16 protein-coding genes, 1 tRNA gene, 1 other RNA gene and 2 pseudogenes are annotated in these 16,921 nt (G+C 70.7%); 11 read left to right on the forward strand and 9 right to left on the reverse strand.

The features are described 5' to 3' along the window. Positions 1-36: 36 nt before the first annotated feature. Complete coding sequence (locus AC07F0_RS33015) at positions 37-630, reverse strand: TetR/AcrR family transcriptional regulator (RefSeq protein ID WP_436728172.1); 594 nt, start codon at positions 628-630, stop codon at positions 37-39. Between the two features lie 82 nt (positions 631-712). On the opposite strand from AC07F0_RS33015, the gene AC07F0_RS33020 reads away from it, so the two are divergent. The 3 genes from AC07F0_RS33020 to AC07F0_RS33030 all read left to right on the forward strand — a co-directional run bounded on the left by AC07F0_RS33020 (position 713) and on the right by AC07F0_RS33030 (position 2,304). Continuing rightward, on the forward strand, positions 713-1,138 hold the full coding sequence (locus AC07F0_RS33020; RefSeq protein WP_478983634.1) for a DUF1707 SHOCT-like domain-containing protein: 426 nt from the start codon (positions 713-715) through the stop codon (positions 1,136-1,138). Between the two features lie 93 nt (positions 1,139-1,231). Continuing rightward, positions 1,232-1,567: an ArsR/SmtB family transcription factor gene (locus AC07F0_RS33025; protein WP_274817472.1), complete on the forward strand. Its 336-nt coding sequence runs from the start codon at positions 1,232-1,234 to the stop codon at positions 1,565-1,567. Further along, a complete protein-coding gene (locus tag AC07F0_RS33030) occupies positions 1,567-2,304 on the forward strand; it encodes a cation efflux transmembrane domain-containing protein (RefSeq protein ID WP_478983635.1) in 738 nt (245 codons plus the stop codon). Before AC07F0_RS33025 ends, AC07F0_RS33030 begins: the two co-directional genes overlap by 1 nt. Positions 2,305-2,331: 27 nt before the next feature. Here the strand turns inward: AC07F0_RS33030 and AC07F0_RS33035 are convergent, their stop codons facing one another. Next, positions 2,332-2,799 carry an ArsI/CadI family heavy metal resistance metalloenzyme gene (locus AC07F0_RS33035; protein ID WP_478983636.1) on the reverse strand — a complete coding sequence of 156 codons (468 nt, stop codon included), beginning with the start codon at positions 2,797-2,799 and terminating at the stop codon, positions 2,332-2,334. A gap of 28 nt (positions 2,800-2,827) precedes the next feature. After that, positions 2,828-4,204, reverse strand: a complete 1,377-nt coding sequence (locus AC07F0_RS33040) for an NAD(P)-binding domain-containing protein (protein ID WP_478983637.1) — start codon at positions 4,202-4,204, stop codon at positions 2,828-2,830. A gap of 135 nt (positions 4,205-4,339) precedes the next feature. Here AC07F0_RS33040 and AC07F0_RS33045 point away from each other — a divergent pair, with 135 nt between their 5' ends. Next, on the forward strand, positions 4,340-4,735 hold the full coding sequence (locus AC07F0_RS33045) for an ArsR/SmtB family transcription factor (RefSeq protein WP_478983638.1): 396 nt from the start codon (positions 4,340-4,342) through the stop codon (positions 4,733-4,735). A 19-nt stretch (positions 4,736-4,754) separates the two neighbouring features. On the opposite strand, the gene arsB is transcribed toward AC07F0_RS33045, so the two are convergent. After that, the gene (gene arsB / locus AC07F0_RS33050) at positions 4,755-5,843 is read right to left on the reverse strand and encodes an ACR3 family arsenite efflux transporter (RefSeq protein WP_478983639.1); all 1,089 of its coding nucleotides are present in this window, start codon (positions 5,841-5,843) and stop codon (positions 4,755-4,757) included. Continuing rightward, entirely contained in the window at positions 5,840-6,148 is a 309-nt protein-coding gene (locus tag AC07F0_RS33055; protein ID WP_478983640.1) for an ArsR/SmtB family transcription factor, read from the reverse strand. Before AC07F0_RS33055 ends, arsB begins: the two co-directional genes overlap by 4 nt. Positions 6,149-6,194: 46 nt before the next feature. On the opposite strand from AC07F0_RS33055, the gene AC07F0_RS33060 reads away from it, so the two are divergent. Beyond that, on the forward strand, positions 6,195-6,626 hold the full coding sequence (locus tag AC07F0_RS33060) for an arsenate reductase ArsC (RefSeq protein WP_478983641.1): 432 nt from the start codon (positions 6,195-6,197) through the stop codon (positions 6,624-6,626). A gap of 202 nt (positions 6,627-6,828) precedes the next feature. On the opposite strand, the gene AC07F0_RS33065 is transcribed toward AC07F0_RS33060, so the two are convergent. Continuing rightward, positions 6,829-7,767: an alpha/beta fold hydrolase gene (locus AC07F0_RS33065; protein WP_478983642.1), complete on the reverse strand. Its 939-nt coding sequence runs from the start codon at positions 7,765-7,767 to the stop codon at positions 6,829-6,831. Positions 7,768-7,869: 102 nt separating this feature from the next. On the opposite strand from AC07F0_RS33065, the gene AC07F0_RS33070 reads away from it, so the two are divergent. Beyond that, positions 7,870-8,502 (forward strand): TetR/AcrR family transcriptional regulator, encoded by a 633-nt coding sequence (locus tag AC07F0_RS33070; RefSeq protein ID WP_478983643.1) that lies wholly within the window; start codon positions 7,870-7,872, stop codon positions 8,500-8,502. Positions 8,503-8,542: 40 nt separating this feature from the next. Here the strand turns inward: AC07F0_RS33070 and AC07F0_RS33075 are convergent, their stop codons facing one another. Together AC07F0_RS33075 and AC07F0_RS33080 are read right to left on the reverse strand one after the other, a co-directional pair. Beyond that, complete coding sequence (locus tag AC07F0_RS33075; RefSeq protein ID WP_478983644.1) at positions 8,543-9,964, reverse strand: ATP-binding protein; 1,422 nt, start codon at positions 9,962-9,964, stop codon at positions 8,543-8,545. A gap of 301 nt (positions 9,965-10,265) precedes the next feature. Next, entirely contained in the window at positions 10,266-11,075 is an 810-nt protein-coding gene (locus tag AC07F0_RS33080; protein ID WP_478983645.1) for a hypothetical protein, read from the reverse strand. Between the two features lie 507 nt (positions 11,076-11,582). Here AC07F0_RS33080 and AC07F0_RS33085 point away from each other — a divergent pair. Next, positions 11,583-11,726 (forward strand): annotated as a pseudogene (locus AC07F0_RS33085) (replication initiator); the annotation flags it as partial. After that, a pseudogene (locus AC07F0_RS33090) lies at positions 11,677-12,334 on the forward strand (tyrosine-type recombinase/integrase); the annotation flags it as partial. The pseudogenes AC07F0_RS33085 and AC07F0_RS33090, both read left to right, overlap by 50 nt. A 63-nt stretch (positions 12,335-12,397) precedes the next feature. On the opposite strand, the gene AC07F0_RS33095 reads toward AC07F0_RS33090, so the two are convergent. After that, positions 12,398-12,485 (reverse strand) — tRNA-Ser (locus tag AC07F0_RS33095). Between the two features lie 73 nt (positions 12,486-12,558). On the opposite strand from AC07F0_RS33095, the gene ffs reads away from it, so the two are divergent. From ffs to purD, 3 genes are all read left to right on the forward strand, one after another. Further along, positions 12,559-12,653: signal recognition particle sRNA small type (ffs, locus tag AC07F0_RS33100), an RNA gene on the forward strand. Between the two features lie 88 nt (positions 12,654-12,741). After that, positions 12,742-15,234: a DNA polymerase III subunit gamma and tau gene (locus AC07F0_RS33105; protein ID WP_478983646.1), complete on the forward strand. Its 2,493-nt coding sequence runs from the start codon at positions 12,742-12,744 to the stop codon at positions 15,232-15,234. 199 nt (positions 15,235-15,433) lie between these two features. After that, a complete protein-coding gene (gene purD / locus AC07F0_RS33110) occupies positions 15,434-16,684 on the forward strand; it encodes a phosphoribosylamine--glycine ligase (protein ID WP_478983647.1) in 1,251 nt (416 codons plus the stop codon). Positions 16,685-16,921 lie beyond the last annotated feature (237 nt).

Below are 16,921 nucleotides of genomic sequence, written 5' to 3' on the forward strand. Positions count from 1 at the left end.
GGACTTGAGGACCTGAGGACCTGAGGACCTGACGGCTCAGCGGTCCGCCGGCCCGTCCGCCCGTTCCGGAATCAGAGCGTCCAAGGCCCGGTCCAGGACGGTGAGCAGATGCTCGCGCTCCTGCGGGGTGTAGAGCATGCGCAGGGCCAGCCCGTCGGACACCGCGATCACGGCATCGGCGAGGACGGCCGCCCCGCCCCCGTGCCCGGCGGTCTCCAGCCAGGCGGCCAGTGCCTGACGGATGTCCCGGTCGACCTGCTGCCGGATCTCGGCGAGGCGGGGGTGGTGCGCCGCGTGCACGGCGAAGGCGAGCTGCGTCGTGGCCTCGGCCCGCCGCTCCACGTCCACGGGAAGCGTGGTCAGAATCAGCTCCCGCAGCGCGCGCCGCAACGGCAGGGAGGTGTCCACCCCGGCCATCCGGCGCTCCACCCGCTCGCCGACGAGTTCGGCCGCGAAGGCGAGCATCTCGTCCTTGGTGCGGAAGTACTTCTGCACGGCTCCCGCGGAGCGGCCGGACGCGGCGGCCACGGTGCGCACGCTGACCTCGTCCAGGCCGCCGTCGGAGACCAACCGGAGCAGGGCGGCACCGATCTGGCGCCGCTGTTCCTCCCGGTCGACGGTCTTGGGCATCGTCACGCCCCCTTTTAAGATACAGTCGTATTCTAAAGCGCCGTCAGGTCGGGTGCCCCACGGTGCCCGAGAGGGGACAATGATGGACGACCGGCACGAGCCCGCCGCCCCGCCCGCGCTGCGGGTCTCGGACAGCGACAGGGACAAGGCGCTCGCCGTACTGGCCGCGGCGCTGGCCGAGGGCAGGCTCGATCCCCCCGAACACGAGGTCCGCGCCCAACGGGCCCTCCAGGCCCGCACGACCACCGAACTGGCCGCCCTGACAGCCGACTTGCCCACCCTCGCGCCCACCCGCGCCGACCGGAACCGCACAGACCTCCACGACTGGCTGACCGAATGGCGCTACTGGCTGGGGGGAGCGGTGATCCTCTCCGCCGTCTGGGCCGCCCGCTGCGCCCAGCGGGGCGAACTGACCCGCTACTGGCCGGTCACGCCGCTGGCGGTGTGGGCGGCGGTCCTGATCGCCCTCGCGATCTGGCCGCGCGGGTCGGACGGCACCGAGGACTGACCCGGCCGCGAGCCGACGCACCGGCTGTCACGGGACCCGGCCGGTCAATGATCCAAGGTTTCCTGAATTCAGGAATCGATGTACTCTCGCGCCGTGCTGACTGTTGCCCCCGACATCGAAGTGCTGGCCCGGTTCGGCCGCGCGCTCGCCGATCCGATCCGCTGCCGCATCCTGCTCGCGCTGCGCGAGGCCCCGGCCTATCCGGCCGATCTCGCCGACACCCTCGGCATCTCGCGCACCCGGCTCTCCAACCACCTCGCGTGCCTGCGCGACTGCGGACTGGTCGTCACCGTGCCCGACGGCCGCCGCACCCGCTACGAACTGGCCGACGAGCGTCTCGGTCACGCGCTGGACGACCTGCGCGCGGCCGTGGTGGCCGTCGAGACCGACCGCACCTGCGCCGAGGCCGACGACAAGGGCTGCTGCTGATGACCGCGCTGTCCCTCGGTCCCTCCCCGGCCCGCCGAGACGTGCTCGCCCGCCGGATACGGCTGCTGGTCGCCGCGACGATCACCTACAACCTCGTCGAGGCGGTCGTCGCGATCACCGCCGGCACCCTCGCCTCCTCCACCGCCCTGATCGGCTTCGGCCTGGACTCGGTCATCGAGGTCTCCTCCGCCGCCGCGGTGGCCTGGCAGTTCTCCGCCCGCGAGCACGCCGTGCGCGAGGCCCGGGAGAAGGCGACCCTGCGGATCATCGCCGTGTCGTTCTTCGCACTCGCCGCCTACGTCGGTCTCGACGCCGTCCGCGCGCTGACCGGGGCGGGGGCGGGGGAGGCGGAGCGTTCCGTTCCCGGCATCGTGCTCGCCGCTCTCTCCCTCGCGGTCATGCCGTTCCTGTCGGCGGCGCAACGCCGCGCGGGCCGTGAACTCGGCTCGGCCAGCGCGGTCGCCGACTCCCAGCAGACGCTGCTGTGTACGTACCTCTCGGCCGTGCTGCTGGCCGGCCTGGTCCTCAACGCCACCCTGGGCTGGTCGTGGGCCGACCCCATCGCCGCCCTCGTCATCGCGGCCATCGCCGTCAAGGAGGGCCGCGACGCCTGGCAGGGCAAGGGCTGCTGTGCGCCCTCGGCGACGACGACCCCGGTCGCCGGCGCTGACACGGACGCGGACGCGGACGCGGACGGAGCGTGCGACTGCCGCCCGGGCTGCGCTTGCTGCACCTGACCCCGCCCCGATCACGGCGCCGGCGGATCAGCAGCAGCCGCCCGCGGCGGCCGGTTCCCCGGCGCCGGTTCCGGCCGGGGCCGGATCGGTGCAGCGGGCACTGCCCCGCTGCTTGGCCAGGGAGTCGGCGTCGGCCTTGACGACGTACACCTCCCAGGGTTCCCGGCCGGGGCCGTGGACCCAGACCTTGTCCTGGACGGCGTAGCAACAGGTCGTGTCGTTCTCCACGTCGGTGGTCAGGCCCGCCTCGCCCAGACGTGCGGTGGCGGCGTGCACCGCCTCGGCCGTCCCGACCTCGACGCCGAGATGGTCCAGGCGGGTCGTCTCACCCGCGGCGCCTTCGAGGAGAACGAGCTTCAGCGGGGGCTCGGCGATGGCGAAGTTGGCGTAGCCGTCGCGGAGTTTGGCGGGCTCGGTGCCGAAGAGCTTCGTGTAGAAGGCCACGGACTCGGCGAGATCGGGGACACAGAGGGCGAGTTGGACACGGGACGTCATGACGAACCTCCTGAAGGGATGGGGGAGTTCAGCAGCCGCCGGAAGGGGTGGCCGGGGCGCCGGTGCCGATCTGCAACGTGGCCGGGGCGGCGCAGCAGCCTCCGTCCTCGGCGGCGGCCGTGCCGGGCTCGTCGAACAACCCGGCCCCGCCGCACACACCCGTCTCGGGCACGGTCAGCTCGACCCGCTCGGCGGCCTCACGGTCACCGGCGAGCGCGGCGGTGACGGAGCGGACCTGCTCGTAGCCGGTCATCGCGAGGAACGTGGGGGCGCGGCCGTAGGACTTCATGCCGACCAGGTAGACGCCATCCTCCGGGTGGGAGAGCTCGTTCACGCCGTGCGGGTAGACGGTGCCGCAGGAGTGGACGTTGGGGTCGATGAGCGGGGCCAGGGCGGTGGGCGCCTGGAGACGGTCGTCCAGGCCCAGGCGGAGCTCGGAGAGGAAGGACAGGTCCGGGCGGAGACCGGTCAGGACGATCACCTCGTCGACCGGATCCAGGCGGCGCCCGTCCTCGGCGACCAGGACCAGCCGGTCACCGTCCCGCTCGACGGCCTGCGTACGGAACCCGGTGACCGCGCTCGCGTGGCCTTCCTCCACCGCGGCCTTGGCACGCAGGCCGAGGGCGCCACGAGCGGGCAACTCGTCGGCCTCGCCGCCGCCGAACGTGGAGCCGGTGATACCGCGGCGCAGGACCCACACCGCGTGGGTGCCCGGCTCCTGCTGCGCCAGGTCGGCGAGGGCGGCGAGCGCGGTGAAGGCGGAGGCTCCGGAGCCGACGACGGCGGTGCGCCTGCCCGCGTACCGGGCGCGGACGACCGGGTCGCCCAGGTCGGGGACGCGGTAGGAGACGTGGCCGGCGGCTGCCCTCTCGCCGAGGGCGGGCAGCCCGTCGGCGCCCAGCGGGCCGGGGGTGGACCACGTGCCCGAGGCGTCGACGACCGCGCGGGCGCTGATCCGTTCCTCGCGGCCGCCGGCCGACAGGATGTGCACGGCGAAGGGCTGCTCGTCGCGGCCGGAGTCGACGATGAGGTCGCGTCCGGCGCGGGCGACGCCGGTGACGGTGGCGCCGTAGCGGACCTTGTCGCCGAGGACGTCGGCGAGGGGCTGGAGGTAGTGCTCGGCCCAGTCTCCGCCGGTGGGATACGTGGAGCTGTCAGGACGGGTCCAGCCGGTCGGGGCGAGGAGCTTCTCCGCGGCCGGGTCGATGACCTCCGGCCAGGTCGAGAACAGCCGCACGTGCGCCCACTCGCGCACGGCCGTGCCGGCCGACGGCCCGGCTTCCAGGACCAGCGGTTCGATGTCCCGCTCGATGAGACGGGCGGCGGCGGCAAGGCCGACCGGCCCGGCTCCGATGACCACGACGGGCAGCTGGCCAGTGGGCACGCTGTCGCTCGGCACGGACACGAGATTCCCCTTTGATTCGACGTCTGTCGATGGCTTGTGCTGCCAGCGTCCCACCTGATTCGACGGCCGTCAACATAGACATATATCGAATCAAGGCTCTGGCCTCTTTGGTTCGACGCATGTCAACATAGATGCATGTCGAACACGCGAGTGCTGCCGCTGCTGGCCCCCGAGGTCGCCGAGGTCGCCCAGGCCCCCGAGGCCGTGGCGCCGTGCTGCCCGCCCCTCACCGAGCGTCCGTTCACCGCGGAGGAGGCGGAAACGGCCGCGCGGATGTTCAAGGCCCTGGGGGACCCGGTGCGGCTGCGGCTGTTCTCGGCGGTGGCCTCGCACGCGGGCGGCGAGGCGTGCGTGTGCGACATCTCCGACGTCGGCGTCTCGCAGCCGACCGTCTCGCACCACCTGAAGAAGCTGAAGGAGGCCGGCCTGCTGACCTCCGAGCGGCGCGGAACCTGGGTCTACTACCGCGTCGAGCCGTCCGTGCTGTCCGCGATGGGCAAGCTGCTGACCATCCCTGCGGCCGCAGCCTGACCCACCACCGGAAACGGGATCAGACGGAACGCCTGGCGCCGAAGTTCCGCCTCCAGGCCAGCGACACGTACACGAGCGCCACCAGGACCGGCACCTCGATCAGCGGCCCGACCACGCCCGACAGCGCCTGACCGGAGGTCACGCCGAAGGTGGCGATGGCGACCGCGATGGCCAGCTCGAAGTTGTTGCCGGCCGCGGTGAAGGCGAGGGTCGCGGTGCGGTCGTAGGGGAGGCCGATGACCTTGCCGAGGGCGAAGGTGCCGCACCACATCACCGCGAAGTACATCAGTAGCGGCAGCGCGATACGGGCCACGTCGAGCGGCTGCGAGGTGATCGTCTTCCCCTGGAGGGCGAAGAGGATGACGATCGTGAAGAGCAGCCCGTACAGCGCCCACGGCCCGATCGCGGGGAGGAAGCTGTTCTCGTACTTCGCCCGGCCGAGCTTCCGCTCACCGACGCGACGGGTGAGGAAGCCGGCCAGCAGCGGGACGCCGAGGAAGATGACGACGTTCAGGGCGATCTTCCCCATGGAGATGTCCAGCCGGTCCCCGTCGCCCAGGCCCAGCCAGCCGGGCAGCAGATCGAGGTAGAGCCAGCCCAGCAGGCCGAACGCCACCACCTGGAAGACCGAGTTCAGCGCGACGAGCACGGCGGCGGCCTCGCGGTCACCGCAGGCGAGGTCGTTCCAGATGATGACCATCGCGATGCAGCGGGCGAGCCCGACGATGATCAGGCCGGTGCGGTACTCGGGCAGGTCCGGCAGGAAGATCCAGGCCAGCGCGAACATCACCGCCGGCCCGACGAGCCAGTTGATGACGAGCGAAGAGGCCATGAGCCTCTTGTCGCCGGTGACGGCGTCGAGCTTGTCGTAGCGGACCTTGGCCAGGACCGGGTACATCATGACCAGCAGGCCGATGGCGATCGGCAGGGAGACGCCGCCGATCTCGACCTTGGCCAGAGCGTCGTCGAGGCCGGGGATGGCGCGCCCCAGCCCCAGGCCGACGGCCATCGCGGCGAGGATCCACACGGCGAGAAAACGGTCGAGCGTCGAGAGCTTCGCGACGACCGAGGGCTCCTCGACGGTCGCCGCTGTGTCGGTGCGGGTCACGGGCAGGCCCTCTTCTTGCCGGCGGCGGAGCGGGCGGACTCGGCCAGGTCGGCGAACTGCCCGGCGAGGCGGGCGATGACGTCCGGGCGCAGCTTGTAGTACATGTACCGCCCGCACGGCTCCGTCTCGACGACCCCGGCCTCGCGCAGCACTCTCAGATGGTTGGACAGGTTGGTCTGCCGGGCACCGGTCTCCTCCACCAGGTGGGTGGTGCACAGCGTCTCTTCCGCGAGCAAGGTCACGATCCGCAGCCTGAGCGGATCGGCCAGGGCCCGGATCAGATCAGTTTCGGCTGATGTCAGCATAGGCTGATACTTTCACGCCAGTGATCCGCTGACGAAGGAAGAACCGATGTCCTCCAGCCCGCTCGCCTCCGTACTGTTCGTCTGCGTCCACAACGCCGGGCGTTCGCAGATGGCCGCCGGCTTCCTCGACCACCTCGCGGGCGACCGGATCGAGGTCCGCTCCGCAGGCTCCGTCCCGGGCGACCGGGTCAACCCCGCCGCGGTCGAGGCCATGCGGGAGGTCGGCATCGACATCGCCGCCGCCAAGCCGAAGATCCTCACCACCGAGGCCGTCCAGGCGTCCGACTACGTCATCACCATGGGCTGCGGCGACGCCTGCCCGATCTTCCCCGGCAAGAAATACCTCGACTGGGCCCTGGAGGACCCTGCGGGCAAGGGCGTCGAGGCCGTCCGCCCCATCCGCGACGAGATCAAAACCCGCATCGATGCCCTGATCGCGGAGATCGACGCCGGGCCCCGACCCTCTCACGGCAGCTGAGACCACATCCGCATATGCCGAAGGGCCCCACCGCGAAGGTGGCGAATGCCGGGTGAGTCGAAGCGGTCGGCGGTCCAGGGCCCGGCGGGCGGTGCCGGGGCTGAACCGCCGCCCCGATGCCGTGCCGCCGGTTTCGCGGTAGGCGGCCGAGTCCAGCAGCGTGGTGAGGCGAAACCCTGACCCCAAGCACAGACCGCTGGAGTCACTCATGAGCAGGAGAATCGCAGGTGGTGTCCACGGAGGTCATGAAGTCCAGCATCCGGCGGTTGGTCTCCTTCGCGTGGTCGATCTGCGGGCCGTGGCCGGTGCCGGAGATGATCTCGGCGCGGGCGCCGGGTACGAGGCGGGGCACGCGCTCCACCTGCCGTCGGGGGTGCAGCAGGAGGCTGCGCTTGCCGAGTATCAGGTAGAGCGGGGTGCGGATGGCGGACAGTTCGTCCTCGGACAGAGGGAGGGGGGCCGGGCGGCGGATGCGGTAGGCGCGGACGGCCGTCCTGATCATGGTGCGCAGTTCCGGCACGACGAGGACCGGTTGTTCCAGCCAGGCCGCGAGGCGCGGGCGCAGCGCCTTGGGCGCGAAGGTCGCAAAGAGGCTGGCGAAGATCCAGACGAAGAAGCGCAGCCCCACCTTCTCCAGGCCGCCGGGATCGAGCAGCGTGACCGAGGCGAGGCGGCCCGGACTGCGGTACGCGTGGTTCAGGGCAAGCCAGCCGCCGTAGGACGTGCCGACGAGGTGGACCCGGTCGAGGCCGAGGCCGGCGAGTGTTTCCTCGAGCCACTGGGCGGCGTGCTCAGGCTGATGGATCGGGGCTCGTTGGACGCTGCGTCCGGGGTCCCCGGGCGTGTCGAGGGCGTAGACAGGGCGCTCGGCGCTGAGGTCGGGGGTGTTCGGGTACCACATGGCCGAGCAGGAGCCCGCCCCATGGACCAGGACGATGGGGGTGCGGGACTGGGCCGACGGCTCGGCGGGACCGTAACGGTACACGTAGGTCGTCCCGAAGGAGCTCTCCACGTCCTGTTCCGCGAGGGCTGGTGCGCCCAGTGCGTAGACGGCGTCGCAGGCCGCGAAGTAACGGTCACGCCAGGTGCCGCTCACATAGCGGCCGACGTCGGCCTGGGCGCGGGCAGTGGTCTCGGGCATGGCCACCTCCAGGTTCGTTTTCGTGATACGAACGTACCACGTAGTCTGGTACGGCTGTATCATCAAAGCGCCAGTGGGGCCGGACGAGTGGAGGACCGGACGATGCCCAAGCGGGTGGATCACGCGAAACGGCGCACCGAGATCGCCGAGGCGCTCGTCCGGGTCGCCGGCCGGCGCGGTTTGCATACCGTGGGGATGCGCGACGTGGCGGCGGAGGCGGGCGTGTCACTGCGGCTCGTGCAGTACTACTTCGAGACGAAGGAGAAGCTGCTGCTCTTCGGTCTGGAGCATCTGGCGGAGAGATTCGGGGAGCGGGTCTCCGCCCGCGTTCGCGTCGCCGGAAGCGACCCGAGCCCGCGCGCGGTGGTCGAGGCACTGCTGATGGCTGCCCTGCCGACCGACGAACAGAGTCGTACCTTCCACTACCTCTACACCTCGTACGCCGTCCTGTCCGTGAACGACCAGGCCCTCGCCGCCCAGCCCTTCATCAAGAAGCCCGACGCCGCCGAAGATGCCGTCACCGAGCTCCTCCGGCAAGCGCAAGAAGCGGATGTGCTCGAACCCGGTCTCGACGCGCGGATGGAGGCAGTCAGCCTGCTCGCCATGTCCGCGGGACTGGGCACGAGCATCCTCGTCGGTCAGCGCAGCCCGGAGTACGCCGCCACCGTCCTGGGCCATCACCTCGACCGGATCTTCCGCACGCATGGGGACGGTGCCTCGATGCAGCCCGGGTGACGGATGTCGCCCGGAACTGCAACCAGGGCTCAGTTCCTGCTCATGCTCTGGGCCAAGCGCCGAGGAGCGCCTCGGGGCCGTACGCCGCCTGAAGGCCGGAACAGCCGACCCCGCTGCGGGAGACCGCCACGAGCGGTACCGGCTCGTCGGTGATCGCTGCCCGGTGCTTCTGCAGTGCGGCCAGGTCGTGGCTGTCGAACGCGGAGTTCTCCAGCCACTTGACCGAGCCGAGAAAGAGCAACTCCTTGGCCACCGGCTGCCGGTCGGCGCCCACCAAGTCGATTTCGATGTCGTTGTTGCGGGTCCAGTACCCGCCGATCGCCGGGGCGGCGGGCAGGGGCCCGTCCGGGAGGAGGCGGGCGAGGGATTCCCGGACCAGGGGCTCGATCGCGCGGCCCCGCCAGCTCGTCCACTGCTCCTTGATCCGGCTCAGGGTGAGGTCTCCCCGCATCCGCTCGATCTCCGCCATGTGCGGATCCAGAAACGCGAGCCAGAACCGCAGGTAGGGGTCGGCCACCCGGTAGCGGCGTTCCTTCGACGGCCTCAGCGAGAGCGGCAGTTCGGCGGCCACGACCCTTTTCTCGGTGAGGACGTCAGTGGCTCGGGTGAGCGTGGTGTGGGCGATGCCGCCCGCCGCGCGAGCGATGTTGGTGAAGGTTCGCTCCCCGGACCCGATGGCCCGCAGGACCTCCCTGCTCATCGCCTGCGGTGGAAACTCCGCTGCCAGTGAGCGCTCGGCGGAGACGAGCAGCGCCGAGATCGGGTTGTCCAGCGAGTCGCGGAGGAACTCCCAGACATCGGCTCCGGCCCGCCACTCGGCGCAGATCAGTGGAAGGCCGCCCGTGATCAGGGCGGCGTCGAACGCGGCCGCCGGAGGCAGGTCGAGCATCTCGGCGATGTCGGCCGGGTTCAGGGGCCCCACGGTCATCTCGCGGCCGCGCTGGTGGAAGGGGCGGTCGTAGCTGTTCAGCGCCTCCATCATCGACAGGTCGGACCCGACCAGGAGGAGCAGGACCGGCTTGCGACTGAGCAGGCGGTCCCATGCTCGCTGGAGCATGCCCTCGAAGGCGTCGATACGGTGCATGAGGTACGGAACCTCGTCGATGACGACCACGCTCGGGCTGTCGTCGGGCAGGATCTCCGCAAGCAGCCTGAACGCCGCGTTCCACTGCGCTGGGGTCTCCTCCGAGAACAGTCCCCGCTCCGGCAGGGTGGATCTGGCGACGGCGTCGAGCAGCTCCGGCAGCTCGTCCTCCGCTGTGCCACCCGCCGCGGTGAAGAAGAGGTACGGCGTCTCGGTGCGCCGGAGGAACTCCTCGACGAGGCTGGACTTGCCGACCCGCCGTCTTCCCCGCATGAGGATGCACTGCCCCGGTCGCGCTGACCCGACGGCATCGCGAACCCCCTGCAAGGCATTGCCGAGCACGTTCAGCTCGCGGTCCCGCCCGATGAAACGACGCATGGCAAGCTCCCGACGGCGATAGTATCGACGGCGATACTATCGCTATCGATACCATCTATCCGTATCCCTGTCATTCGGGCATGCGGCTCATGACGCTTCGAGGTAGGGCGGGTCATGAGGCGGCGAGCCTGCGGTGAGGAGGCCCAACTTGTGGATCCTGGCCACCGGCAACCGTCGCAACCGGTCCATTCCGAAGAGCCGAGCCACAGTTGTGGCTCGGCCCTTCGTTTCGCCTGTTCAGGCGGCCGCGGAGGATGCGAGATTCGAACTCGGTCACCGCCGGCAGGCCTGGTAGCCGTTGTTACGCCCGGATGAAGAAGAACAGTTCGTGGATCTTCTGGTCGGTGCCGACGTAGGCGGCGTGCTGCACGTTTTCTGGTGTGGTGTACCAGCTGGTGGGGCTGGTGCCGGGGGCTACTGCCACGTCGGAGACGTTGCCCGGCACGTTGTGGTGCCATTGGCCGTCGCCGCCGATGAAGAAGAAGAGTTCGTGGATCTTCTGGTCGGTGCCGACGTAGGCGATGTGCTGCACGTTTTCCGGCGTGGTGTACCAGCTGGTGGGGCTGGTGCCGGGAGCTACGGCCACGTCGGAGACGTTGCCCGGCACATTGTGATGCCATTGGCCAGTGACCCGCTTCCAGTCGTCCCACCATCGCTGCACCAGCCCGTGAATCTGGTAAAACTCTGTGAGGTGCGGTGAGTGGAAAGTAGCGAGTTCTGGCTCGTTGAACGCGTCAGCCGCTGCGTTGTGCATGAAGGCGTGCACACCGTTCTCGATGAAGATGCCCAGCTCATCGGCCGTAGCGAACGACAAAGGCTGGTTGGTGATGCGCTCGACGTCCTGCGAGGCTTCCTCCGCACCATCAAACCGCTTGAGCTCAGGTGGGATCTCCGTCCAGGGCCTCACCAATGCCTCGTCGGCGAACGGTTGACGGAAATACCAATTGCGGAAATCGCGGACGTAACCCTCGTGGAACGTCAGGAACTCTATCCCGGAGCCAGGAAGCCCTGGCTGGATGGTCCGCGTCGGCAGGCCTGGATGCGCACCTGCTACATGCCAGGCATGATGCCGGTTGAGCAGGTCTGACGGGAAGTTAGGGATTACTGGCACGGAATGACCTCATCTTCCGAAGCACTTGAACGGTGAGAGCTCTCCATCTGAACCCCTTGCAGGCATTCAGAGTTGCAGTATCGCCATTGGCCAGCCTGTTGAAGGTGCCGCTAACGGCGATATCTCAGCCGTATGGTCGCGGAAGCGCGCTCGCTCGCCGCATCTGCAGCGCTGGCGCGTCTGATATCAGGAAACCACGCCAGTTAGGACTGCGCATCTGGATCAGTGCACACGGCGAGCCACGTACTGAGCACCCTCGTTTGGTTCTCCGCTAAGAGGTCCTACTGGCCTTTCCGTTGAGTTGTTGCATTCCATCGAAAACTCAACGGAAAGGCCAGGTAGCCGCCTTGACGGCCCCGAGGGTGGAGGCGCCATGCCCCCGCCTTGGGCGTCCGCCGAGCTGCTGTCCGACACCGTCAGGGCCGCCACCGCCGCGCGCGTCAACGGCCTTGAGATCGAAGGCCGTTCGCACCGCTGGCAGACCTCCGCCTGCGGGCCTGGGCCCACATGCTCGGCTTCCGCGGCCACTTCTCCACCAAGTCCCGCCGCTACTCCACCACCCTCGGCGCCCTCCGCTACGCCCGCGCCGAATGGCGCCGTGCCCAGACCTCCCCACCCGTCCCGCAGGACGGCGAAACCACGCTCGTCCTCGCCCACCGGGTGTTCGCCGGAGCGGACCTCAGCGCCGCTGAGAAGCGGCTCGCAGCCTCACTGGAACCCCGTCCAGACCTGGCTTGAGCACTGGGTCGAGAACATCGCGAAGCCGTACGTCTCTGAGAACACGTACGACGGCTACGAGGTCGACGTACGCGTACACCTCGTGCCCGGCCTGGGCGCTCACAAGCTCGACAAGCTGGAGCCGGAGCACTTGGGCGCTTCTACCGGAAGATGCAGGAGCCGGAAGCTCCGCCGGCACCGCCCACCACGCGCACCGCATGATCCGGATCGCCCTCGGAGAGGCCAAGCGACGCGGGCTCCGCCAGCACCAGGAGGCGCAGGACCAGGAACGGGTGGCGGCCGGAGCCGACTGGGAGGACAAGGGCTACGTCTTCGCCTCCCCGACCGGCGGCCCCCTCAGCCCGAACACCGACTTCCACACCTGGAAACGGCTCCTGAGGGACGCGGGAGTGCGCGACGGCCGCCTCCATGACGCCCGTCACACTGCCGCGACCGTCCTCCTCATCCTCGGCGCCCCGGACGTCGTGGTCGACGCGACCACGGGTTGGGAGCCTGGAGGAGCGGCCCGTATGCGCGCTCGGGACAACGCCGAAGGGCCCCACCGCGAACGGTGGGGCCCTTCGACATCGTGCCCGGTGAGGCACTGGCGGAGGATACGAGATTCGAACTCGTGAGGGGTTGCCCCCAACACGCTTTCCAAGCGTGCGCCCTAGGCCTCTAGGCGAATCCTCCGCCGGAAACATTACATGACCGAGAGGAGTGCTCGCGAACTCGTTCCCTGCCCCGGTCATCAGGTAGCCTTGGCGCAGCCCCTCACGCGGCGCTATCTGACTGAACTCCCCCAGGGCCGGAAGGCAGCAAGGGTAGGTTGGCTCTGGCGGGTGCGTGGGGGGCGTCTGCGTTCCAGGGGGCCGGGGTTCCAGGGTCCGGGGTTCTGGGGTTCCTGTGGCGGGGTCGGTTGTCAGTGGGCGCCTATAACCTCGTATGCGTGTCGTCTCTCGCTCTGTACCGCCGCTATCGCCCGGAGACCTTCGCCGAGGTCATCGGGCAGCAGCACGTCACCGACCCTTTGCAGCAGGCGCTGCGCAACAACCGGGTCAACCACGCGTACCTGTTCAGCGGGCCGCGCGGCTGCGGCAAGACGACCAGTGCGCGCATCCTGGCGCGGTGTCTGAACTGCGAGCAGGGCCCTACGCCCACGCCCTGCGGCGAGTGCCAGTCGTGCCAGGACCTCGCGCGCAACGGCCCCGGTTCCATCGACGTCATCGAGATCGACGCGGCTTCCCACGGTGGCGTGGACGACGCCCGTGACCTGCGCGAAAAGGCCTTCTTCGGGCCTGCGCGCAGTCGGTACAAGATCTACATCATCGACGAGGCCCACATGGTCACGTCGGCCGGCTTCAACGCGCTGCTGAAGGTCGTCGAGGAGCCGCCGGAGCATCTCAAGTTCATCTTCGCGACCACGGAGCCCGAGAAGGTCATCGGGACCATCCGGTCGCGGACCCATCACTATCCGTTCCGGCTCGTCCCGCCCGGGACCTTGCGGGAGTACCTCGCCGAGGTGTGCCAGAAGGAGGCCATCCCGGTCGAGGACGGCGTCCTCCCGCTCGTCGTGCGCGCCGGTGGCGGGTCCGTGCGTGACTCCATGTCCGTCATGGACCAGCTGCTGGCCGGCGCCGCCGCGGACGGTGTGACGTACGCCATGGCGACCGCCCTGCTCGGATACACCGACGGCTCCCTCCTCGACTCCGTCGTCGAGGCCTTCGCCACGGGTGGCGGGGCCGCGGCCTTCGAGGTCGTCGACCGTGTCATCGAGGGCGGGAACGATCCCCGCCGGTTCGTCGCCGACCTGCTGGAGCGGCTGCGCGACCTGGTGATCCTCGCCGCCGTCCCGGACGCGGCCGAGAAGGGGCTCATCGACGCCCCCGCCGACGTCGTCGAACGCATGCAGGCCCAGGCCGGCACCTTCGGCGCCGCCGAGCTGAGCCGGGCCGCCGACCTCGTCAACCAGGGCCTGACCGAGATGCGCGGAGCCCATTCGCCCCGCCTCCAGCTGGAGCTGATCTGCGCCCGCGTCCTGCTCCCCGCCGCCTATGGCGACGAGCGGTCCGTCATGGCCCGGCTGGACCGGATCGAGCGCGGTGTGAACTTCTCCTCCCAGGGCCCGGCCGGCATGCCCGCCATGGGGTACGCGCCGGGGCCCGAGGGGCATGGGGCGGCGGCCGCTCCGGCCGCTCCCGTTCCGCCGGGTGGCGGTCCGGCCGCGGCCCGGGCGGCGGTCCGGGCCTCGGGAGCGCCGGGTGGTGTCGGCTCCGGGGGCCCCGGTGGTGGCAGCGGCAGTGGCGGTCATGCGGCGGCCGCGGGCGGGCCTGCGTATACCCCCGCTGCGGCGGGCCAGGAAGCGCAGCGGCCGGCGGCCACGGGCACGCCCTCTCCCAGCGGGCCTGCCGCTCCCGCCGAGCCCGCGTCCACCGGCAGCCCGGCCGACGGCGGGCACGCCCAGCCCGCCCACGCCCAGCCTGCCCAGCCGCCCCAGACGCCGCCCGCTCAGACGCCCGCCCCCGCGGCCGCCTCCGCCCCGGCTCCCGGCGCCTGGCCCACCGCGGCCTCCGCCGGCAGCGGCCGTCGCCCCGGCGGCTGGCCCACGGCGGCCTCGAGCGCACCCGCACCCGCACCCGCATCCCCGCCCCCACCCGCTTCGACTCCCCCGGCAGCGAGCCCCCCTGCCCCGAGCGCGCCCACACCCAGCAGCCCCCCACCGGCGCCCACAGCCCCGGCACCGGCCGCGCCCGCCCCGGCACCCGGCGGTCTCGACCCCCGCATGCTCTGGCCGAACATCCTGGAAGCGGTCAAGAACCGCCGTCGCTTCACCTGGATCCTGCTCAGCCAGAACGCCCAGGTGACCGGCTTCGACGGCACCACCCTCCAGCTCGGCTTCGTCAACGCCGGTGCGCGCGACAACTTCCTGAGCAGCGGCAGCGAGGACGTGCTGCGGCAGGCGCTGGGCGAGCAGTTCAACGTCCAGTGGAAGATCGAGGCGATCGTCGACCCGTCCGGCGGCTCCGCGCCGCAGGCACCGGGCGGCCCTTCCGGATTCGGAGGCGGCCAGGGCGGTCACAGCGGCGGCACCGGTGGTTACGGCGGTGGCGGCGGTGGCGGTTACAGCACCGGCGGTGGAGGCGGCGGCTACAACGCCGGCGGCGGTACGGCGACGGCCCAGCGCCCAGCCCCGTCCCAGTCGACGGCCCCCTCCACCCCCGCCCAGCAGCCGAGCACGGCCACCCGAGGTTCCACCCCGGCCCCCGCGTCCACCGCCCCCGCACCGCAGCCCTCCGCCCCGGCGCCCCGGTCCGTCTCCGTCGAGGACGACATTCCCGAGGACGACGATCCCGACCTCGACGAGTCGGCCCTCTCCGGCCAGGAGCTGATCGTCCGGGAGCTGGGGGCGACGGTGGTGGAGGAGTTCTCGAACGAGCCCTAGGCGCCCGAACGATCCCTTGGCACCCGACCGATCCCTCGGCACCTGACCGACCCCCAGGCGCCCGACCGAGCCCACCGACGAGCGGACCCCTTGCGACCAGCCAGGAACCCCGTCTTGTAGGAACCTCCAACCCGACATCCCCACCCCCCTCGGAAGCCCGCACAAAGGGAACCCGCCACCTCCCGTTAGGCTGACCCCCGTGAAGGTCCTCGTCATCGGCAGCGGCGCCCGCGAACACGCCCTGTGCCACTCCCTGTCCCACGACCCCGACGTCACCGCGCTGCACTGCGCCCCCGGCAACGCCGGCATCGCCGAGGTCGCCGAGCTGCACCAGGTCGACGCCCTGGACGGCACGGCCGTCACCGCTCTGGCCACACGGCTCGGCGCGGACCTGGTGGTCGTCGGCCCGGAGGCGCCGCTGGTCGCCGGTGTCGCCGATGCCGTCCGCGAGGCCGGCATCCCGGTCTTCGGCCCGTCCGGCCAGGCCGCTCAGCTCGAGGGTTCCAAGGCCTTCGCGAAGGACGTCATGGCGGCGGCCGAGGTGCCCACGGCACGGTCGTACGTCTGCACGACCCCCGAGGAGGTCGCCACCGCCCTCGACGCCTTCGGCGCTCCGTACGTCGTCAAGGACGACGGGCTCGCCGCCGGCAAGGGCGTCGTCGTCACCGACGACATCGAGGCCGCCAAGGCTCATGCCGCAGGCTGCGAGCGCGTGGTCATCGAGGAGTACCTCGACGGCCCCGAGGTCTCCCTGTTCGCCGTCACCGACGGCGAGACGGTCGTGCCGCTCCAGCCCGCCCAGGACTTCAAGCGCGCGCTGGACGGCGACGAGGGTCCGAACACCGGCGGCATGGGGGCGTACTCCCCGCTGCCCTGGGCCGACCCGAAGCTGGTCGACGAGGTGATGCAGACCGTCCTCCAGCCGACCGTGGACGAGATGAAGCGCCGCGGCACGCCGTTCTCCGGGCTGCTGTACGCCGGTCTCGCGATCACTTCCCGCGGCGTGCGCGTGATCGAGTTCAACGCCCGCTTCGGCGACCCCGAGACCCAGGTCGTCCTGGCCCGGCTGAAGACGCCGCTGGCCGGTCTCCTGATGGCCGCGGCCACCGGCAACCTCGCCCACCTGGAGCCGCTGCGCTGGAGCGACGAAGCGGCCGTGACCGTGGTCGTCGCCTCGCACAACTACCCCGGCACCCCGCGCACCGGCGACCCGATCGCCGGTCTCGACGAGGTCGCCGCCCAGGACGCCCCGCACGCGTACGTACTGCACGCCGGCACCAAGCGCGCCGGTGACGCGATCGTCAGCGCGGGCGGCCGCGTCCTGTCCGTCACGGCCACCGGCAAGGACCTCACCGAGGCCCGTGACCGCGCCTACACGGCCGTCGGCCGCATCCGCCTCGACGGTTCCCAGCACCGCACGGACATCGCCGCGAAGGCGGCAGGCGCGTAACCGGCCATCCCGGCATCCGGGAACCGGCACCCGGCGCCCGGGAATCGGCACCCGGCTCACCACCCGGCGTCACCACCACGCGTCAACCCGGGAACCCCGCGTCACACCAACGTGGGAAACCGTCCCGCTCGATGAACCCCGCAGGCCCCGGATCCGTCTCAGGATCCGGGGCCTGAAGTTTTCGGTATGCGGGGCCTGATCCTCGCCGTCCGTCATCCACCTTTCCCCAAAGCCATT

It is taken from the genome of Streptomyces sp. NPDC045955 (assembly GCF_056430805.1).